The following is a 19627-nucleotide window of genomic DNA, read 5'->3' on the forward strand; positions in this document are numbered from 1 at the left end:
TCCTGCCACCTCGCTTCCCTTACTCCAGCACAATTCTTACCGTGTCCGGGTCCATGCCTTTAGTTCGCTCATTCAGGAAATCTTCAAAGCGCTTCTTTATTTCCTTCAAGGTGGCAGGTTGCCCATCGTGAGCCAAAGCCCTCTTTAGCTCGTCGGCTCCAATCGCTACCTTATTGAGCCCCTTGAGCAGTTCGCGGACGGCCTGGATAAAGTCGTTTTCGAGTTCCGAGGGCAGCTCTTGCGTCTGTAAAAACTCCTCCACCTTAACTCTGACTTCCGGCTTCAAAAGCTCCAGGTTCTGCCGCACCGTCGGGTCGGCCAGGTTATCGACAAGGGTCGTGGCCCAGCTTTCCAAAAGCCGATCTAGCTTCTCGTCTAAAGACCGGAGAATCGTGGCCGCGGAGGCGTCTGCGCTTTCCTCCCTGGGCCTAAAGCCGCAGTGGGGGCACCAGGGCCTTTCTTCCAGCTCCTGTGTGGTCAGGTTGGGGCAGCTCTTGAGCTCTGCCAGCCTGTTCTGAAGGTCGGTCAGCTGGCCAGTAGGCAAAATATTTATGACGGCCAGTTTCCTCAGCGCCTCCAGGCGCTTGTCCTTCAAAAGCTCCGACTTGCGCCTGTCCTCAGCCGCGCCCAGCCTGGCCTTTGCATGGAGGGCCACGTAACTTTCGATGTAGCTCCTTTTTAGAGCCGCGAGTTCTCTTTCTATCTCCGCCCTGGCGGCAGATGAGAAATCGCTTACCCGAACCAGCAGGTCTTCCTTAACCTTTTTTGCCTCCTCTATCCAGGGGTGATGCTCCGGAAGAACCCTTTCGGCCTCGGAAAGATACCTCACTTTGGCGTCCACATCCTGAATCAGATCCAGCAGATTTTCTACCTGCTTCAGGGCTTCTAGTCCTTCCCTTTGAGCTTCTATCGCCGGCACGTCGTACCGGAGGTTTTTGAGCATACCGGCCGAGGAGTAAACCCGGAGCGACTCCAGGAAGCCCTTGAGTTCGGCCAGCTTGGCAGCGTAATTTTCCTTCCGATCTTTGGGAAGGAGCTCCTGGCCCCAGAAAAAAGTCCCACTTCTAAGACGCTCTTGCGCCCGCGCCACCCGCTCAAGAAGTTGCTCCACGGCCGCCTGCAACCCCTGAACGGGTTCGCTATCCCCCTGGGTTACCTGCCGGGCCAGGCCGGTGGGGAGTCCGAAAAACTCGAAGAGGGCCTGCAGAGCCGGTAAATTCCACTCCTTGGGCCGCTCCAGGTGCCGGAAGTTGACGAGCTCCTTGAGGGGCGTTTCCACCAGTTCCCCGAAAGAACCGGCGTCAAATTTTCTGTTGCCCGGCAGCGCCAGTACGGCGTCGCCCGTGTACACCAGGGCGGCCAGAAGCACCACCACCAGCTCCGGCTCCAGGCGGTATTGGTCCGGAGCCATGTACTCAACACCGTACACATCCTGAATCAATTCGTCCCGGTTGAGCACCCGCCCCGGCTCTTTGGCCTGTAAAAGCTCGAGGATGTATCTGGCATACCTGGAGTTGCGGGGATGCAGCCGGCCGTCTTCTATAAGCTCCAGAGCTTCCAGGACCGCTCTTCCCAGCTTGGGCTGAACGGCCCCCTTCATCCAGCGCAGGGCATCCTGCGCTGCTTGGCCGAGATTCTGGCTCGTTATCAGCACGGAGAATTCGGGGTACTCAGGCGCCAAGTTTTCGAAATGAGCGGCTAAGCAGGTGGAAGCCACCAGGTTGACGAGGTCCCTAACATCAACTTCCCGGCTGGCGCGCAAAAGCCCCTTCTTGATCCATTCCTGCAATGGCTTGGTTCGACCCTGATAGGTGACGTCAAAAGCGGTCAGGGCGTTCTCTCGCAGCCACTTTACCAGTTCCTGGAGATACTTATTGGCCTTTTCTTCGTAGATGTTTTTATCTTTACCCGAGGACACCTGGGCCAGATCGAAAGCCCCGGCATAGCGCTTAAGGTTGGTCTCGAAAAGTTCGTCTCGCCGCGAAAGGCGGAAGAAAACGTCCCGGGGCTCCTTCTCGTCTTTGAAAGGAGGGAGCTCGTAGATCGGTAAGAAAAAGAGGTAAAAATCGCGGGGCGGCTGCGCCGTGGAGCGCTGGTTGGGCGTGCCGAAGAACATGTAGCCTATGCGAGGAGCCTTGCGCTCTTTCCACTCGATTTCGTATTCCCAGGCCAGGTGCGTGTTGGGGTAGTAGCTGTCGGAGCAATCAAGAAGCCGGGCCAGGGCCTTAAAGTAAGCGTGATCGAGCCGCTGGTTGTCCAGGCTTTCGGCCCGCTTGTTGATTTGGGCGTCGTAATCCACGGTCTTCTTGATGTCGAGGTAAAACTGGCCGCTGGGACGGCCCTTGGCGTCTTGCTCGGTGGCCGAGATGAATTGTCCGTTTACCGTCTGCACGATAAGTCGGAGGGTGGTTTCCACCTCGCCCCGCAGGTCGTCGGCCGGATCACCTCCCAGCTCGGCCACCAAGGGATCAAAAAGGCATAAAGTGTCTCGCAGGGCTTCTGCCGTGAGACCTACAGGCTTCTCGATATCCCCAATGGTCAAGCGGTGCAGGCTCAAACCCCATATGATGCGCCGGGCCAGGTCTTTGTTTTTGCCTTTTGGATAACCGGTCTCCACCAACTCTTCCAACTTGGTGCTTACTTCTATAACCTCGCGAACCTCGGGAATGGTGCGGAAGGAGCGGTCTTCCTTGAGCACCTTCCAGTAGTGGTCGTAAGAGAGAATGCCAGGGGCATCGGGAGGGACTTCCTGATCCAGCATCCCCTTTATGGCCTGAGAGATGGTCTTCAGAATGGCCCGTTTTTCCACATACCTTACGCGTTCGAACATCTCGATATAGTCAGGATGGATGGGGAAAAGAGAAACAAACTCTTCCAGCCGCTCGTTCATGTTCCCATAAAATCGGGTAAATTTCTGCAGGTGCTCTCTGATTTTTAGCTGCTGTTCCGCCGTTTTCTTAAGCAGGCGCTCCGCCACCACGAATTTGATGTCGCGCCGGGCAATGAAAACCTGCTCAAACCGGTCTTTTACTTTTAGGAGAGTATTGGCTACGGGAGCAAAGCGCGGATTGTCGAAGAGCGCTTCCTGTAGACCCGCTATGAACCGGAACCTCAGGTTCTTGCAAATTTCTCCGATTTCTCGGAGAAAAATCAAATCCAGCATCAGTTCCTGATCTTTGCGGCTTCCCAGATAGTCCAAGAGTTCGTCTACCACCAGCAAAAGACCATGATCCGGATAACGCTCGTGAAAGGCCGCCATCATCTCTTCAAAGGCGGGTTTGTGGCTGGGAATTTTATCGCGGGGAGGGAACTTGAAGCTTACGCCCATCTGCGCCAGGCCTTCTTCCAGCACGGCGCAGATGAACTCGCGAAAATCCATAGTGGTGGAGCCCAGCTCCGTGCGGATCACTTTGAACTTCCCGGCGATGGGCTGAGCCGCCTCGGCAACTTCCGGAGACTTCAACCTGCCAACCAGGTCTTTATGCTCGGCAATGGCCGAAAGAACCGACATCAGGTGGGATTTGCCGGTGCCATAGTTTCCCACCACCAGGATGCCTTTGTTGTCGGCGGGCCTTTCAAACTGGAGGTTGGGGAAAACAATGTCCGTTAGCCTTTCTTTCATGTCTTCCGAGATGACATAGGTGGCTACCAGGCGTTCGGCCTGAGAGTAATCGTCGGCGCTTCGCAGCTCGATGATCGTCTCCAGCGGCTCAAATTGTATAAGATCACCGTACTTCATGATTCGACCCCTTCCCTTTGCTCCCCCTCAGTTTCGATAAAGACGACGCTTTCTCCTTCCAGCGGGTAGGCACGATACTCGGGATGCCCCGGCTCGGCATATAAAAGCCGCCCTTCTTTAATGGAGCCGTCCCAGGCTGCAACCAGCGTCCGCCGGCGGGAAAGCTGCTTGAGCAACCGCAGTGGGTCAAGCCTAAGTGAAGGCTCGAAAAGCAGCCCCAGATTGTCCAGCAAAATACAGGAACCGCCCGCCTGGCTTATGATATCTTCCATAAGGCGCGGGGCATATAAGCTACGCTGCACTTGAGTAAATTCGAGAAGGGCTCGGCTCAGTTCTAGGCTGACATCGATGTAAGGATAGTTTCGCTGCTCGGCGATTTCCTTAAGGGCGGTGGCCTTACCCGTGCCAAAAGGACCAACCACCAGCACTAGCTGATGGTAGGAAGAGCCTACATGGTCGATTGCATCTATTATCTGCTTTAAGAGGCAATTCATCCCTTTCCTCCGATCAGTTAATTACGAGATTCGCCAATCAAAAGTTTTTCCTTTCTGGCAAACTCGGCTTGGCCCTGTTTGTTCGATAAATCCAAAGTCTGTTTTAAATCGACTTTGGGGGTCTCGACTCCTAAGTCCACGTACCGCTTAATACGCCGCCATAGAGCAGCGCTCATCAAACCACCTCCTTAAAATTGTCGCAAGTAGCTGTGTACAGCTCTGTGCAACCTCTGCATAGTTTCTATCATGGCCTCCTGAATCTCCGCCCACCTCTCCTGGTCCGCCAAGCCTCCTCCTTCCAGCTTACACCTTATTGTCCGTAGCCGCTGGCCTTCGACCCGAACCCACTCGAGAGGCCCACCAAATTTCTCCTCGATCTCTTCTCTCTTGTCGTAGAGTTCCTTAAAAATGCGTTCCGTCTCTTCTTCTCTTCCAGGCCCTCGGTCGATATTGAATTCTACCGCAGTCCAGTTTTTGGTTATCTTGTAAGTGTAGTAAAGGCCGGACTTGCCCGCTCCCGTGCTGAGCCAGTTATCAGTTGTAGGTGAAAGATTGGCATGCAGGGAGATATTTTGGGCCCTGATCTTATCGAGGAGCCCCTGCCAGAACTCCCAGCGCAATTTATGCCTTTCCGCCATTTCTTCTCTAACCCGGCCTGCAGCCTTGCCCTCTTCGCTGGGCCTCGCCACTATAGAAAAGAGGGGTGCGGGCGGAGAATCCCCGATACGATAGGCTTCTACCTTAATGAGATAAAAGGCCATATCTGGAGGAGTGACTTCGTTTAACCATTCCATTACTTTTACATGCTCAGGCCGAGGATCGGGGGTAATCCAAACCGCCTTTTTAGCCCCTACATTAACCAAATAAGTTAAAAGTTTTCCTAGATGGTCGTGATCGGTCTTCTCCAGTTGGTTCTCTATAACCACGATTCCCCCTTGCTCGTCCGCAGCCACGATGTCGGCAGCGAAGGGCCCCACTTTGCTCTCCCTTTCCTCTAGAGAGAGGGTTATGCCTAAGCTCTCTTCTAAAATATCGAGGTTTTCGGCCAGCCACGCCGTGAAGTCACGGGCTTCGTCAGGCCAGAGTTCCCTTAAATCAACTTTTTGCAGTCTGCCAATGGTTCCAGCCATAAAGATGCCTCCTTGCCCAATCCAGCTTGGCCGCATTGACCAGCAGGTTGTAGGTAAACCTCCCGTCGCCGGTGACGAAGAACTGGGGTTTAGGGGTGGCGGCGTCTCTCTGGGTGCCGACTCTGTCTGGATAGGGGATGAAAAACTATCTTGTCCAGCTGTGTTTATTGGAGAAAATCCCCTCCGGCCTCCCGCAGTAAATGCACAGGCCTATCGACTCTACCCCCCTGGACTTTCCGCGATCGGCGGAAACGACCGAAAAAAACGGGTAAAGAACTTGTCGCTCCAAGGCGTCCGGTTACGGAAAGCTCGGCGAGCCGACCTTGCATTTCGTCCTTCCCAGAAGCCGGCTCCGCTTTTTCTATCGATTTCGTCACCGAGGAAAAATTTCCTGCCCAAAGAAAAGCTACTGTAAATCAAGTGTATATCTGCATTCGGGATAGCGGTCGCAGCCTAAGAAAGGGCCGCGGCTGCTCGTGCGGTAGCACAGCTTCCCTTCGCCGCAGCGGGGGCACTGGAGACCGAGCTCGGCTATTAACTCCTCCACCAGGCGCCGGGGGCTCGCCGTTTTTCCGGCACTCGGGGCAGCTAAAGAGAAGTCCATCGCGGCCGCCGCGAAGCTTCCAAAGGAGGTCCACCAACTGGAGCTCTTCGTCGAAGTAGGAGATGAGCTTGCCTTTGGCGCGGGTAACGGCTACGTTGTGGAAGACGAACTCTTGCCGGAATTGCCAGCTGCAGACTCGGGCTTGGCTTCCTTTTCTTCCTTGGGCCTAGGTGTCTGCAGGTACCTTGCGCCAGTCCATATGAGCACAGTAGCAAAAACGGCCCGCAGAGCTCCCTCGCTCAAGAGATGCGCGGAAAAGCCTCCTAGGTAAGAACCGGCTATGATTCCCAGGATTAGCCCCGGCAGGATTTGGGCGTTGACGTTTCCCAGGCGCCAGTGGGTGTAAGCGCCCACTGCTCCTGCCGGCACCATAGCCAGAAGGGAGCTCCCCTGGGCAGCGTGTTGGGAAAAGCCGGTAAGCAAAACCATGGCGGGCACCATGAGGGAGCCTCCTCCCACACCCATCATGCCGGAAAGGAAGCCAGTGAAAAGACCAACAAAGAGGAGAATTAAAGCCTCCGGCCATCCTCCTATCCGATGGGAAGCGTGAAAGATATAGGGTTTGAGCAAGAGAAGCAAAGAGACAGCAATGAGGAAAGCGCCGAAGGAGCGCCTTAATTTCCATTCGGGCAAAGCGTGAGCGAAGCGGGCACCGAAGCGGGCGGTGAAAATAGCGGTGGAAGCCAGCAAAACGGCGGCCAGAACGTCTACTGAGCCCTCCCGGGCATAAGAAAAGGCTGCGGCCAGGCCTATGAGTAGCCCGGCCAAGATATTGGTCTTCGGACCGTTCTATTTTCGCTCTTTCAAGCCCCAGTCACCTTCTGCCCAAACGTCGATAAGCAAAATTTTTCTTCCATTATGGCAAAACTTGGAGGTAGGCAAAAACTTTAAAGGTGCGCTGCGGGCTTCTCCTGCCCTAGTTTTGCGCACCCTTTAAAGGACTTTAGATTCGGGAAGAGCTTGGCTTTTTAAAGTCCGGCTTCCATCTTTAAACGCTCGATGCCGAGACGGTGGGCAAAATTGCCGAAGCGCTCTCCTTTCTGCCCCTCCCGCCGGTAAAGGTCCAAAAGCTTCTCAAAGACCTGCTCTATTTCCTCAGCCGTAAGTCCTTCGGCCAGGACCTCCCCTATGCGGGGGGACTGGGCGGCGTTTCCTCCCACCACCACGGTGAAGCCGGTTTTCTTGCCGAAAGCACCGAAGTCCCGGACCCAGCTCTCGGCGCAGCAGATGGGGCAGCCGGATATTCCCACTTTCATCTTGCCTGGCAGTTCTACCCCGCCGAACTTTTCCTCGAGGCGCATCTCTAGGCCCAGGGAATCCTGAAGGGCCAGCCGGCAGGCTGCCGTACCCGGACAGGACTGCACGCTGCGCAGGCAGGGGCCCGCGGCCGGAGCGGGGGGAAGCCCCAGGTCAGCCCAGACAGCCTCCACATCCTCCGCTTTAAGCCCCACCAGCGCTATGCGTCCCGCAAAGGTGAGCTTCATCACCGGTATCTGATATTTCCGGGCCACCTGAGCCAGCTTCTCCAGGATCTCGGGGGTGACCAAGCTTCCTTCGCTTCCCGCCAGTCCCTGTAGCCTCGAGAAAGCTTTACGAAGGTGAAAGGACCAACCAAGACCGGCTTACCGTTGACTCCCAAGGCTTGCCGGGCCCGCTGGAAGGCCTCCAAGTAGGGATTTGTGACTAAACGCCGCTCTTTCTCCCACTCAGGCACGATGTAGTGGTAGTTGGTATTGAACCACTTTTTCAAGGCGCAGGCCTTTACCGTTCCCGCAATCGGGAGCTTGGCGGTAGTGGGGGTAAGTGAATAATCCCGCCGGCATAAAGGTCAATCCAGATGTTAGTGTCAATCACGTAGACCCGCAGGGAATCCGCCACGCCGCTCGGCCACCTCCCGCAAGAATTCAGCCAGGGATTTGTCGAGAAGTTTGGCGGCACGGGCTTCTGAGATCGAATCTCCTGCACCGCCCAAGTGGAGGAGGGTATTGGAGACGTTGCATGCGCAGGGTCTCAAAGTGGGCCTCACGCCCGCCGCCATAGCTGCAGGCCAGCCCACCCAAGGAGCAGCCTCAGGGTGAGCGTAAGGCCCTTCCTCGGGGGCGTCAAGCGCGCCTCTTCCAATTCATTATGTCGTTCGCGCAGATCCTTCCGGCAATCACCACTGCTTCAATCCCACCACCAGGGAAGGTGGAGGCACTGGCGAGATACAGCCCTTTGATGGGTGTCTTGAAATATGGTCTCCTGGTATCCTTCGACTGGTCGAAAGCGTAAATTGCTCCTTCTGGCATGCCCGTGTAAAACTCCAGCGTCCTCGGCGTTGCCGCATCCTTTACAATGATGTGGCTTGAAAGACCAGGGATCACCTTCTCCGCCTTCTTTATTAACGCGCGCGCAAGTTCCTCCTTCTTTTGAAGATATTCTGGGGTTCCCCGCGGAGGGAAATCGTGGTAACTCGCGCTGGCCAGTAGCGTGACGCTGGCACTACCCGGGGGCGCAAGATCCGGATCTGCGTTCGAGCCTATGACGATCCCATACCCCTCATCAAGATTGTGAATGAGGACCGGGTAGTCTGATAGGTCCATGTCTACCCCCAGGAATACCATGAATACCGAAGGGGACATCTTTAGGCCCTTAATAAACCGGACGAATGTCGGTTTTAGGTGCTCTTCTCCCACCAGGTCCAGGAGAGCCGTCTTAGCATTGACGTTGGCCACCACCACACGGCTTTCATAGGTCCTGTCGCCTACCTGAATCCCCCTTACCTGCACCTCCCTTCCCGCCCTAGCCTCACTTGTCTCCACCAGAATCCTGTCAACCCTGTGCCTGAGCAGTACCCGTCCGCCATGTTCTTCGATATATTCTTTTAGGGCCCCCGCAAATCGGAGTGCTCCTCCCTTGGGGAAATATCCCCCGTGAAGGTAATAGGATACTACAGCAGTCAGGGCGCTTGCCGCAGGGGTCTTGTCCGGCTCTGTCCCAACATAGCCGATGAGGGCGGATAGCAGCGCCTTGATGGATTCACTCTTGAAATGCTCGTCAAGGAATTGTTTGTAAGTCTTATTCATCCAGCTATAGAAATGCGGGTGTTCCCTGGGGTAGTTCAGGAGTGCCTTCGCCCCAAAGACTTTAGCGATGAGTTCGGCAGGGAGCGGAGCTCCATATATTTCAGCCTCCCGGTAGACCTCTTCATAGGCCTTCCTAGCCGTGTCGAAGAAGTCAACAATACGGCGAGCTTCCGCGGGGAACATTCCCTGAAGCAGAGCAATGAGTCCTCCGAGATCCGGCGGGACATCGATATTCCGGCCTTTGAAAATGAACCTGGAAGTGTTTCTTATGAAGAGGTCCTCTTGCCTGAGCCCGAGATCATCCAAAAGGTAGCGAACAGGGCCCTTTTCCCACAGCCCACTTACAGCCGCGACCCCCGTATTGAAGGTAAACCCCTTCCGGCGGAACGACGAGCAATAACCCCCCGGGAGGTAGTGTTGCTCGAAAACCGCAACTCGATAACCCTCGCGGGCAAGCAAAGCCCCGCAGGTCAATCCGCCAATTCCCGAGCCGACAATTAGCACGTCATATTCTTGTTCCTTTCCTTTATCTTCTTTTCCGGACTTCCCTCCCCTACTCCCTTCACGGCCAATGTCAATCCGCCAGTCATTTCCCTTGAACTCTCGTAACGCAAAGTAAGCGGGAGCGGCCAGAGGGAAGATGATGGAGAAGAGTATTCCCAGCGCCACCAGAGCATTTGAGATCACGACGTTGACGGGAAACCGTAAGAGTATGTAGATTACTGAATTGGCCAAGAATATCAATGCCCAAAGGCCGGTGATGATGTTATTGATCATGGCGAAAGTTGGGTCGTGCCAGTAAGTCTCAGGATAGTCCCTCTTTGAGACCTGCAGGGTATACGGCTGTTTGAGGATCAGAGAAACGACCGCCATGATGAAGAGGGCAAGATACCCGAGGAAACCGCTGTTGTCAATGAATAGGCTCGACTTGAGCCCAAAGGTGACCAACCCTGCGACCGCAAAGAATGCCACCGACACCAGGTCCATGAGGTTGAAACTCCGGTTAACGGCCTCCGAAATCACGAGGAGGACGGCCGCTAAGAAGGCAACGGCAACGCCCAGGGGCTTCCCCACGCCCGTTAAGATCCAATAGAGTATCCACGGGATGAATGAGATGAGGATATAGACCGTGCCAGGTATCCGAGACTGTTTCCGTGTCCGAAGCTGCTCTCCCACGCTCATAAGGTATCCCCTTTCCCCACCCCAGCTTCGTCTTAGATACCTGGCAAAGGCCCACCCTCAGGTTGCCACTGGTAGATTGAAGAAGTGACACAACCAACATTACCAGGAGGGATTTAGGATGGCCCATTACCAGGTTATCGTAGATGGCGAGGTTCTGCAACATTTGTTTCCCCGGGGTGCGCGTCAAGAGTTAGTAGGTGGTTCGGGAGAAAACTTCTCTTCATGGAAACCTCGCCGCCAGGATAGCCCCGGTACCTGCGCCATTAAGGGATCAAACTACTGAGGCTAGGCCGGCTTAGTTCCCGCAACACATGCTTCACCCATGGAGCTCCGGCAGAGGGTCCCCTCAATGCCGGCAACCCCGCTTTATGCCAACTCTCCGCCTCCTCTATCTTCCGCTTTACCTCCAACCGCACCGCCTGAGCCAAATGTTCTTGCCTGGCCAGCAGTACCGGCCAACGAGAAGTGTGCCTCCCGAGCACCCCGTTGGCTCGAGCAGCCAAAACCCGCGCCATCCTGTCTGCTCCTGCCTCCGTCCAGCTGGCTCCCAACCGCTTCATCCGCCGCGCCACGTTGTGCTGTACCTGCCCCTCTATGGCCCCCAGATGCTCCGCAGCAGAAGAGGTAACTATCCCCGACCAGTTCTCCTTGAGATACTGCCAGAGCTTCTCTATTCTCCTTCTCTTAGCCCCGCGAACTCTCCTTGCTACTCCTCCCAAAATCTCTTCTACCTTCTCCCAGTCCCCCAGATAAATGGCCTGCCTGATCCTACTATAGGCCTCCTCATCGTGCCAAAAAGCCTCTATAAGCCGCCGGTTCAAATGGTAAGGGTCCAAAACGTGTACCGCCCCAGGGAAGTAATCTACCCCCTGCTTGGCCCACTCCGCCCCGTCACTCCCAAGGTATATCTCCTTCACCTGACCCATGTCCCACCGGCTCGCTACCCCAGAGTAAACTTCCTCCCACATCCTCTCCCCTTCGCCTACACCGCTCGTTACCAGCTTGTCCTTTAAAGCCTTCCGGCCACCTCCAATCGCTTCTTTGCCTGTGTAAGCTACGAAGAGTTTGACCTCTTACCTTTTCTCTCCGCTCCTTTGAAGCCTTACCACCACCCCGTCGGCCTCTATGTAAAGCCTGGAGGTCTTCTCTTTACCTTCGGGTGTCTCTCCCTTCTCAAAAACGGCTTCTCTCCTGGACTCTCCCTCCTGCCTGAGTGCTTCTCCTACTTCCTGCACGGCCTGCCACACCGCCATGGCGCTTATCCCAGGGACAAAATAACCGAGAATTTCCGCTGCCCGCCTGAAGGGTACTTCGCTCCCAAGCTTCACCGCCATCTCCTTCAAACGCGGCGTGCATCTAGACCTCTCCGGCCAGCCCAGAACCTCGTCAAGAAGAAACCTGGCCTCTCCCGTCTTTTTGTTCCTGTAAAGCCGCCTTTTTACTTTGAATTCCCCAAAGCTGCTAACTACGGTTCTTTCCCGGAAGCCTATCACTTTCCAGGTGCGCTTGTCCCGGGCGTCCACGAGCCAGGTGTCTATTTCCTCGAGGGCCCAGGCGAAGATCTTCACGCAAGCTTCTTGAGAGAGCTTGTACACTTCTTCTTCGAGCTTGTAGAAGTCGCGGCATTCGGTAATTAGTTTGCTAACTTTCTCCCCCCAGAAGAAGGATTATGTCCGCAAGAGGTTGAATGTCTGAGATAGGTTGACTGTGCATGAGACCTCGCTCCTCCTTTCAGTCCATGAAAATTGTCCGTGAGGGGCGAGGTCTCCTCCTTCATGAGTCTCCTCCGTCACCTACTGAAATTGTACGCCCTCAAAGTAGTATTTTTACTTTGCCCCGCAGTCAGCGCCTCAGCTTGGCCAGCAGTTCGCGCAAGTTGCGGACGCCAAACTTTCGGTAAATGTTCCAACGGTGGGTTTTAGCTGTCCCGATACTCATATAAAGTCTTTTGGCGATCTCTACATCGTCCAGCCACTCAAGCAAAAGCTTTAAAATTTCCCGCTCACGGGCGGTAAGTCTTTCGGCCACCTCCGGCGGGATACGGAGTGGCGCTGGAGCAGCGCCGTTTCTCTGGCAGGTGCGGAGCTCGGCCAGGAGGAATCCTTCCTCTATCCGGGCCACCAGCGTCTGCAAAAGCGCCGCGGCCAGGCCGAGCTCTTTCTCGGCGTGCATTGAAATATCAAGATAGCCGACGGTTCTGCCGCCGGGGTCTTTTACCGGGCTGGCGACGCACCACCAGTATTTGAAGAGCCGGCAGTAGTGCTGCTCGCCTCTGATAGCCACGAGGCGCCGGAGCTCTTTCGCTAAGCTGAGGGCGTTGGTGCCGCAGCTTTCCTCGGTGAAAACGGTGCCGGGCATGAAACCTTTCCTCTTGGTAGCGGTCAGAACCTCCGGCGCGGCGAAGATTTTAAGCGCCACCAACTCTGGATCACAGAGGATGTAGAGGTAGTCCTTGCGATGGCAGATCGGTGCCACGATGTGCCGGGCCAGGGTCACCAGCGAAAGGTTGGCCTTGAGGCGCGATGCGAGCTCAGTGGGATTCAGGATTTTGCGGGGCTGGGTGAGCTCCGGCGGCACGCCTAGCCGGCGGCAGCGGGCGTAAGAAGCTTCTAGTTCCTCATGGGAGCAGAGGTAGGTCTCCTCTTCCCCCGAACTCGCTGTTCGCAGAAAGGGCACCGCGAGCTCCCTCCCCCTTCCTGTCGGTTTTCTTTAGATATGACGACGCCGGAGCCCTTTTTGTGACAGGGTAGCGGCAATTTTTTAAGGATTCGGTAAAATGGTATCAATCCCCTGCTAAGATTAAGAAGAAATTTCCCAGATCAGAGTGGGCGGCTGACCGCTCTTGTTACAACACTTATGGTCTAAACCGTGCTATCCCCCTTCCAGCCCGCACTGGTACCAGCAGGCTAAGCCGTAGAGTAGTTGCGTTAGAACCGCCTATCCCCAAAGGATCCTCCTGTATAGGAGCTTAAGCTTATTCTCTGCCGTTTTGATCAGTAAGTTGCCAAACAGCTCCTGCTTTCTGCCGGATTTACCCAAGATCTTTCTCCCACGGCGGCCGCTTAAACTGGGAATCGTAAATTATAAGCGGGTACTTTCTAAGGGTTGCTTTCAACCTATCTCTTGCCAATTCGCTGACAAGCCGCTCACCTTCCACCGAACCCTTTTCCCGCAAGGCCTGCTGAACTTCGCCTGACGAAACCACTTCCTTTCCAGCGAATAGCATCAGCGTGTACGCTTTATCGTCCGTAAGGTGGCGTAGCCGCGAAACCGCCACCCCGCGGATTGCCCCATCTTTGTTTTGCGCCATGGTTTTGAGTTCCATCTGCCGTTTCACCGCTACCTCTTTCCAATCAGGCTTAACGCCTCTATCCTTCGCCGCCATGGCGGCCAGAGCAGTAGAGGTCAGGGCATCGAAGCCGCGTTGCAAGTCCTCCGAGGTCACAGGACGAACCGCGCTGGGTTTATCTTTCTGGTAGCAGGCTAACTCCTGGGCCATAACCACTACGTCACCGTAAGTGATTTCATAATCCCCTAACTTCGCCACAATTTGTTGTCCTGCAGGTGATTTCTTAACCGCGTAAGCCTCTTCCATTACCCGTTCGACTGCCTCACAGATGCGAGCGCTGTTTGCCCTGGCAAGCAGGTGCCAGGTGCAAAGCAGGACCGCTGCAATAGCTGCCGCCCAGACTAAAAGACGCAGCCAATTCTTCCGGTTCATACCCTTGAATGCAACTCCTCTTCTCGAAAATTCACTTGCTTGCCCGCCAACAGTAGCCTCTCAAAACCACAATGACAGCCGCCAGCAGATAAAACCCCAACATCGTCAGCAGAAAGGTAAACGGCAAGAGGTAGGGCTTCATTATACCGTCTTCAAATGTCCGCGTGAGAGGCGGCGCAGTAACCCAGGTGACCCACAGATGGGGTTGTCCTACCCAGCTAAACCGGTCGTAAACAGAAGCCAAAAGCGACTGACAGGTGCTACCTGGGGCCACCTTCGCCGCGAATAGCTGCAGCGGACCGTTTCCAGAAACTAAGGTTACCGTCTCCACTGTAAACCAAAGAATCCCCGTTACCGCACCTAAGAGCGCTGAGTTCGTTGCCACCGTAATAGCCGCAGCAAAAAATGCCCACATCAGCGCAATACCTGTGTAAACAGCCATACTCTGCACGTTAGTGGCGCTGAATAAAGCGCCTATTTCTCGTCCCGGCACGTCCGGCAAAAACAGCGTTGCAATGACTGCGCCAAGAACGGTAAGTGTAAGGACGGCTGTAACGTAAAGCGCCAGGGCCAGCGCCTTCCCTAAAATCACGGTCATTAAGCGTTCCCGCAGCACGGCAACCTGCTTGATGACGCCGGTGCTCAGGTCGTCCCCGAACCAGGCGGCACCTGCATAAATGAAAAGCCCGACCCCCCATCCAGCGAGCAGGCTGGCGCCGGCTACGGTCGGCAGGTTTTCCCAGCGAAACCAGTGCAACAGTGTGGTCAGATCGGCTCCCCAGCCAGGCGGTGGCGGCACCCACGGAGGAAGGGGTAAAGTCTTGTTGTGCAAGGCAACTGCGAGCTTATACGCCCGCATCATTCCCGGGATCACCACCAATAAGGCTACTAGCGGAACGACGTAAAAGAAGGGCTTGTGCATCACCCGGAGGAGTTCTACTTTAATTATTCGCAGCACGTCCGGCACCACTGTTCCCCCTTTTCTCGGCATCATTAAGCAGAGCCTTTAACTCCGGAAGCAGCACCTGGCTGCCTTGTGGCGAAACACCGTGCTCGGCAAGGTGTTGTTGAAAGGCGAGAGCCGCTTCCTTTGTTACCGTTACGGTTGTCCACGAACCCCTCTCGTCAACCTCCAACACCCCTGGGAACTGCAAAACTTGCCTGGGGGTGTCGGGAGAAAGATAAAAAATGACGCGCGATGCCTGCTCCGCCAGCGTCTTCATTTCGCCAGAAAAAACAAGGCGCCCTCCACGTAGCAAGACGAGATGGTCCGCCAAAAGGGTGACCCTTTCTAGCTGGTGGCTAGAAAAGATGAGTATTTTGTTCTGCGCCCGGTAGGAGGCAAACTCCTCCTCCACCAGCCGCTGTCCCTCCAAGTCTAGTCCGTTGAAAGGTTCATCCAGTATGAGGAACTTGGGGTAACCCAAAAAGGCGCAGGCCAGGCCAAGGCGCTTCCTCATCCCTAAGGAAAAGTCCCTGATCTTTTTCCTTTTGGGAACGCTCCACTTTTCCAACATGGCCCTGACCTCGTCCCGGCTGACGGGGTTCTCGCGCAAAGAGTTGAAGTACCAAGCCTGGTCTTCTCCCGTGAGGTAAGGGTAAAATGGCGGCTCTTCCGCCAGAAAGCCCATTTCGGCCCGAATCTTTGCCGGAGGAAGTCCGTTGAAAGCCACGCTGCCGCTGGTGGGAGGAACGCGGCCGGTGAGGATATGGAAGAGGGTGCTCTTTCCGGTCCCGTTGGGCCCCACGACCGCGGTAACCCCGGGCCCAAGGACGAAAGATACCTGCTTTAAGGCCTCAACCGGCCCGAATCTTTTGGTAACTTGCACGAGCTCGAGCAAGGATTTTTACGCCTCCTTTCGGTGCCTCGGAGATTCCACAGAGCGGGACGGGAGCAGCCTCAGAATAAACTCCCCCGCCCCACTACCCTTCGGTCACCGCACGTCGACCTAGTAGACGTATACCCAAGATGTTGGTATTGCAGAATAGTAGTATGTTCTTAAATCGGTTGCAAGCGCAAAAGCATTAAACGCGGTAAGGTACCAGCCGCTACTGGAATATTTATGGGTGGACTCCCCGGTCCACTTACGAGAGTACGGGAAGGCTCTGCCGGAGGTTGATTGGCCGTCACCCCAATCAACTGTCCATGAAATGTAGAGCATCGGCGGAAGATTCGAGTAGATCTCTACACCATACGCAGCTTGTGCCGCTAAGGGTGCGTAGCAATGGGTGTAGATCCAGGACCTACCTGCATCTCCGTACCTGGTGTCTTGAGGAACCACCTCGCCGCCATTGGTTTCGGCACCGCCGGAGGGCAATACTGGCGGGGTCACAAACATCACGGGTGCCTCGGATGCGCCTTTCTCGATATCGCCGGAGGACGATACTGGCGGGGTCGCAACCTTCATGGGTGCCACGGATGCACCTTTCGGAATGGAAGAACTCTCAGCAAATGAGCCGCCGGTCACCACCAGGAGCATCAGCGCAACTACGGCAAAGCACCATAGCCGCCGAAACAAACCGCGCGCCCTCAACATTTCGGTTTCCCTCCTTGCGCTTAAAATTCGTTTACACAAGGCCTCCACCACTTAACCCCGGTTCAGAGCTCAGCCTTATCATCTTTCCCCTCTCCTGCGCCCTTTGCCACAATATAACCCAGACATTCCCAAGTGTAAATACTGCAAAAACAGTATTTTTCTACTGCGAAAACAGTAGATCGTCGTTCTCTGGTATGAATATCCTCGTACTGGCGAAGGATCAAAGAGCGTTGCCAAAAGCAAATCAGCGGCTGAGTTTGGCAAGTAGTTCGCGCAAGTTGCGGACGCCAAACTTTCGGTAAATGTTCCAGCGATGGGTTTTGACCGTACTCCGGCTTATATGAAGCCTTCTAGCGATTTCCACATCGTCCAGCCACTCAAGCAAAAGCTTTAAAACCTCCCGCTCGCGCGGCGTGAGTTTTTCGTCCACCTCCGGTGGCAGTACAAATGGCGCTGGAGCAGCGCCGTTTCTCTGGCGGGACCGGGGCTCTGCCAGGGGAAATCCGTCCTCTATTCGAGCCACCAGCGTTTGCAAAAGCGCCGCGGCCAGGCCCAGTTCCTTCTCGGCGTGCATCGAGATGTCGAAGTAGCCAACGGTTCTGCCGGCGTGGTCTTTTACCGGGCTGGCAACGCACCACCAGTTTTCAAAGAGCCGGTAGTAGTGCTGCTCGCCTCTTATAGCCACAAGGCGCCGGAGTTCTTTCGTTAAACTGAGGGCGTTGGTGCCGCAGCTTTCCTCGGTGAAAACGGTGCCGGGCATGAAACCCTTTCTTTCGGCGGCAGCCAAAACTTCCGGCGCGGCGAAGATTTCAAGCGCCACCAGTTCCGGATCGCAGAGGATGTAGAGGTAACTCTTGCGGTGGCAGATCGGTGCCACGATGTGCCGGGCCAGGGTCACCAGCGAAAGGTTGGCCTTGAGGCGCGGTGCGAGCTCAGCAGGGCTTAAGATCTTTCGGGGGCTGGGCGCACCCGGAGGCACGCCCAGCCGGCGGCAGCGGGCGTAAGAAGCTTCCAGTTCCTCATGGGAGCAGAGGTAGGCCTCCTCTTCCCCCGAACTCGCTGTTCGCAGAAAGGGCATATCGCATTCCCCTCCGGGCGATTTTCTTTAGCTTTAGCGACGCCGAAGTTTTTTGTGACAGGGTAGCGGCAATTTTTTTAGGGATTCGTCAAAATGGTATCAATCTCCTGCCAAGACCAAAAGGAATCTTCCAGAAATAAGGGATTAAGATAAGGAGCTAAACTGCTCAGAGTGGTACTAGAAACCCGGTTGAGCACCCATAGAGTGAAGCTAACTGTAGACTGAAAGTCTAAAGCACCTCGTTTGTCGGAAGTTACCAGACGAAAATTCTCGTGCTGACTTTAAAGGGCGAACTCTAATCAGCAGCTGCCTCCGGCGAGATGCGGGGCGCTTTACTTATAGGTACCTTCGCTTTACAATATCAACTGAAGTAGCCTGTAAACCAGGAGGTAAAGAGTAATGTTCGCCAGGCTCTCAAAAAAAGGCCAGATTACTCTTCCGGCTGAGGTTAGGAGGTTGCTCAAGCTCCGCCCCGGGGCACGCGTGCGCTTCGTGCTTGAAGAAAATGCCGTCCGCCTTCTCCCGGTCGAAGGGGGAATCGAGTCGCTCAAGGGCGCGGTCAAAGTAGATGCACCGCAGGATTTCAAAGCTGCCCGCCACCGAGCGATGGAGGAGCGCAGCCGTGAAGAAGCCTCGCGTGCTTGACGCTAACGTTATCTTGCGCTTTTTGACCAACGATGTCCCGGAGCAAGCCGACCGGTGCGCCGAACTGTTAAAGCGGCTGGAGGCCGGTGCCGAGGAGGTCTGGCTGCCGGAGCTGGTCCTGGCGGATATTGTGTGGACCCTCGAGAAGTTTTACCACCAGCCCAAAGAGCGGATCAGGGAGCTTCTCACCCCGCTTTTAAACCTGCACGGCCTGCGCTTTACCGGCAAGAGAATCGCCAAAGAGGCGCTCCGGCTTTACGCCGAGAAGAATGTCGACTGGACCGACGCCTTCGTTGCCGCCCAGATGCTCTCCCGCAAACAGGGCGAGATTTATTCTTACGACAGGGATTTCGAGAAGATCGAAGGCATTACCCGGGTGGAACCCTAGGGGTTGCCGGATGCACAATTAGGGGGCGGCCTTCATTCGTTGATCACCGCCCCCTTATAAACTCCTTCCCTTATAAACTGTCTGCGCTTGGGCTTTTCCGTCCGGCTTGGCACATTGGTGGGAGCAAAGATAATGGCCTGGGACAACCTAAACCTAAAGTGGGTTTCCATCTACCTACTGCACGGGGGTAACAGTGATTCGGCTGGCATCAGGGTCCGGTCCCCCACTTATATTGACAATTTTCCATCCCTCGGCGGTCTTTTCCAAGGTGTACTCGTAAGTGCCCTTCCCGTCCAGCCTAACATCGACCAGCCGGCCGTCTCTCTGCTCCCGGTGCACCAGATATTTATGCACTTCGGCTTGAACTTTAACCCCGTTCTCGGTTTTAGTCAAACCCAGTATGGTTACTTTCGTCACCCCCCATCGACGCAGTTATGTGCGAAAGGCCGTGAAAAGTGATGGTTAACGATGTCGATCATCGCCTTCTTATAGTTGCCGCTAAACAGCCTATCGACGTTCCGCATATTCTGCTCGTACATCTGGCGCTTCACCGATTCGGGAAGGCTGGTGTTCTTCCCGACGTACTCCTTGGGCGGTACCGTCATTCTCTGGACCATGGTTTCGGCTTCCGTTATCAGGTTCACTATTTCCGGGTCGGCCGCCGCCGAGGATTTAGCCTTGTAGAAGTAAAGGAATGACGCCAGTAGAAGAGAAGCAACCGCGATGATCGATACCACTGCTCTGTTACCCAAAATCATGGATACCAACCTCCCTGCAATAATTGAGTTACCCATTTAAGTGAACGCAGTAAATGCGAGTCCTATACCAATCGGGATTAAGCGAGTATATCCGATATGGGAAAGTAGCGTCCGGTATAGTGTGTAAAAAGGGTGGTTAGAAGCAGGAAGGGCCACCCTCCCTCTGGTAGATTGAAGAAGTGACACAACCAACACTACCAGGAGGGATTTAGGATGGCCCATTACCAGGTTACCGTAGATGGCGAGGTTCTGCAACAGTTGTTTTCCCGGGGATCGTGTCAACCTA

19 protein-coding genes and 1 pseudogene are annotated in these 19627 nt (G+C 55.1%); 3 read left to right on the forward strand and 17 right to left on the reverse strand.

Translation table 11 applies throughout. The annotated features are described in order from the left end of the window. Positions 1 to 19: 19 nt before the first annotated feature. From ACTLLP_RS04415 to ACTLLP_RS04450, 8 genes are all read right to left on the reverse strand, one after another. Positions 20 to 3739, reverse strand: coding sequence for a DUF6079 family protein (locus ACTLLP_RS04415; RefSeq protein ID WP_441061198.1), 3720 nt, complete (start codon positions 3737 to 3739; stop codon positions 20 to 22). Further along, positions 3736 to 4233, reverse strand: a complete 498-nt coding sequence (gene brxF, locus ACTLLP_RS04420) for a BREX-3 system P-loop-containing protein BrxF (protein WP_441061201.1) — start codon at positions 4231 to 4233, stop codon at positions 3736 to 3738. The genes ACTLLP_RS04415 and brxF overlap by 4 nt, the downstream gene beginning before the upstream one ends. Before the next feature lie 188 nt (positions 4234 to 4421). Then, positions 4422 to 5363, reverse strand: a complete 942-nt coding sequence (locus tag ACTLLP_RS04425; protein WP_441061203.1) for a DUF4268 domain-containing protein — start codon at positions 5361 to 5363, stop codon at positions 4422 to 4424. Positions 5364 to 5769: 406 nt separating this feature from the next. Continuing rightward, the gene (locus tag ACTLLP_RS04430; RefSeq protein ID WP_441061205.1) at positions 5770 to 5967 is read right to left on the reverse strand and encodes a topoisomerase DNA-binding C4 zinc finger domain-containing protein; all 198 of its coding nucleotides are present in this window, start codon (positions 5965 to 5967) and stop codon (positions 5770 to 5772) included. A gap of 90 nt (positions 5968 to 6057) precedes the next feature. Beyond that, a complete protein-coding gene (locus ACTLLP_RS04435) occupies positions 6058 to 6735 on the reverse strand; it encodes a sulfite exporter TauE/SafE family protein (protein ID WP_441061207.1) in 678 nt (225 codons plus the stop codon). A 200-nt stretch (positions 6736 to 6935) separates the two neighbouring features. Beyond that, the gene (locus ACTLLP_RS04440) at positions 6936 to 7514 is read right to left on the reverse strand and encodes a ferredoxin-like domain-containing protein (RefSeq protein WP_441061209.1); all 579 of its coding nucleotides are present in this window, start codon (positions 7512 to 7514) and stop codon (positions 6936 to 6938) included. Beyond that, the gene (locus ACTLLP_RS04445; protein WP_441061633.1) at positions 7451 to 7744 is read right to left on the reverse strand and encodes a uroporphyrinogen decarboxylase/cobalamine-independent methonine synthase family protein; all 294 of its coding nucleotides are present in this window, start codon (positions 7742 to 7744) and stop codon (positions 7451 to 7453) included. Before ACTLLP_RS04445 ends, ACTLLP_RS04440 begins: the two co-directional genes overlap by 64 nt. A 325-nt stretch (positions 7745 to 8069) precedes the next feature. Further along, positions 8070 to 10214: an FAD-dependent oxidoreductase gene (locus ACTLLP_RS04450; RefSeq protein WP_441061210.1), complete on the reverse strand. Its 2145-nt coding sequence runs from the start codon at positions 10212 to 10214 to the stop codon at positions 8070 to 8072. Between the two features lie 118 nt (positions 10215 to 10332). On the opposite strand from ACTLLP_RS04450, the gene ACTLLP_RS04455 reads away from it, so the two are divergent. Beyond that, on the forward strand, positions 10333 to 10497 hold the full coding sequence (locus tag ACTLLP_RS04455; protein WP_441061213.1) for a hypothetical protein: 165 nt from the start codon (positions 10333 to 10335) through the stop codon (positions 10495 to 10497). Here the strand turns inward: ACTLLP_RS04455 and ACTLLP_RS04460 are convergent. The 7 genes and pseudogenes from ACTLLP_RS04460 to ACTLLP_RS04490 form a co-directional block, all read right to left on the reverse strand. Continuing rightward, positions 10478 to 11854: pseudogene (locus ACTLLP_RS04460) on the reverse strand (ISLre2 family transposase); the annotation flags it as partial. The gene ACTLLP_RS04455 and the pseudogene ACTLLP_RS04460 sit on opposite strands and share 20 nt — an antisense overlap. A gap of 202 nt (positions 11855 to 12056) precedes the next feature. After that, on the reverse strand, positions 12057 to 12890 hold the full coding sequence (locus tag ACTLLP_RS04465; protein ID WP_441061216.1) for a response regulator transcription factor: 834 nt from the start codon (positions 12888 to 12890) through the stop codon (positions 12057 to 12059). A 355-nt stretch (positions 12891 to 13245) separates the two neighbouring features. Next, complete coding sequence (locus ACTLLP_RS04470) at positions 13246 to 13935, reverse strand: hypothetical protein (protein WP_441061218.1); 690 nt, start codon at positions 13933 to 13935, stop codon at positions 13246 to 13248. A 31-nt stretch (positions 13936 to 13966) separates the two neighbouring features. Beyond that, on the reverse strand, positions 13967 to 14902 hold the full coding sequence (locus ACTLLP_RS04475; RefSeq protein ID WP_441061220.1) for a hypothetical protein: 936 nt from the start codon (positions 14900 to 14902) through the stop codon (positions 13967 to 13969). Beyond that, a complete protein-coding gene (locus tag ACTLLP_RS04480) occupies positions 14877 to 15776 on the reverse strand; it encodes an ABC transporter ATP-binding protein (RefSeq protein ID WP_441061222.1) in 900 nt (299 codons plus the stop codon). Before ACTLLP_RS04480 ends, ACTLLP_RS04475 begins: the two co-directional genes overlap by 26 nt. Before the next feature lie 108 nt (positions 15777 to 15884). Beyond that, positions 15885 to 16472: a hypothetical protein gene (locus tag ACTLLP_RS04485; RefSeq protein ID WP_441061225.1), complete on the reverse strand. Its 588-nt coding sequence runs from the start codon at positions 16470 to 16472 to the stop codon at positions 15885 to 15887. A 244-nt stretch (positions 16473 to 16716) separates the two neighbouring features. After that, a complete protein-coding gene (locus ACTLLP_RS04490) occupies positions 16717 to 17550 on the reverse strand; it encodes a response regulator transcription factor (RefSeq protein ID WP_441061228.1) in 834 nt (277 codons plus the stop codon). A gap of 399 nt (positions 17551 to 17949) precedes the next feature. On the opposite strand from ACTLLP_RS04490, the gene ACTLLP_RS04495 reads away from it, so the two are divergent. Both ACTLLP_RS04495 and ACTLLP_RS04500 read left to right on the forward strand, forming a co-directional pair. Further along, positions 17950 to 18195, forward strand: a complete 246-nt coding sequence (locus ACTLLP_RS04495) for an AbrB/MazE/SpoVT family DNA-binding domain-containing protein (protein WP_441061231.1) — start codon at positions 17950 to 17952, stop codon at positions 18193 to 18195. Next, positions 18173 to 18583 (forward strand): type II toxin-antitoxin system VapC family toxin, encoded by a 411-nt coding sequence (locus ACTLLP_RS04500; RefSeq protein WP_441061233.1) that lies wholly within the window; start codon positions 18173 to 18175, stop codon positions 18581 to 18583. Before ACTLLP_RS04495 ends, ACTLLP_RS04500 begins: the two co-directional genes overlap by 23 nt. Before the next feature lie 174 nt (positions 18584 to 18757). Here the strand turns inward: ACTLLP_RS04500 and ACTLLP_RS04505 are convergent, their stop codons facing one another. After that, positions 18758 to 19000 carry a hypothetical protein gene (locus tag ACTLLP_RS04505; protein ID WP_441061235.1) on the reverse strand — a complete coding sequence of 81 codons (243 nt, stop codon included), beginning with the start codon at positions 18998 to 19000 and terminating at the stop codon, positions 18758 to 18760. Next, positions 18997 to 19341 (reverse strand): hypothetical protein, encoded by a 345-nt coding sequence (locus ACTLLP_RS04510; RefSeq protein ID WP_441061238.1) that lies wholly within the window; start codon positions 19339 to 19341, stop codon positions 18997 to 18999. The genes ACTLLP_RS04505 and ACTLLP_RS04510 overlap by 4 nt, the downstream gene beginning before the upstream one ends. Positions 19342 to 19627 lie beyond the last annotated feature (286 nt).

Origin of the sequence: Desulfothermobacter acidiphilus (genome assembly GCF_052073645.1) — a bacterium.
Classification (GTDB): Bacteria; Bacillota; Desulfotomaculia; order Desulfotomaculales; family Ammonificaceae; genus Desulfothermobacter; species Desulfothermobacter acidiphilus.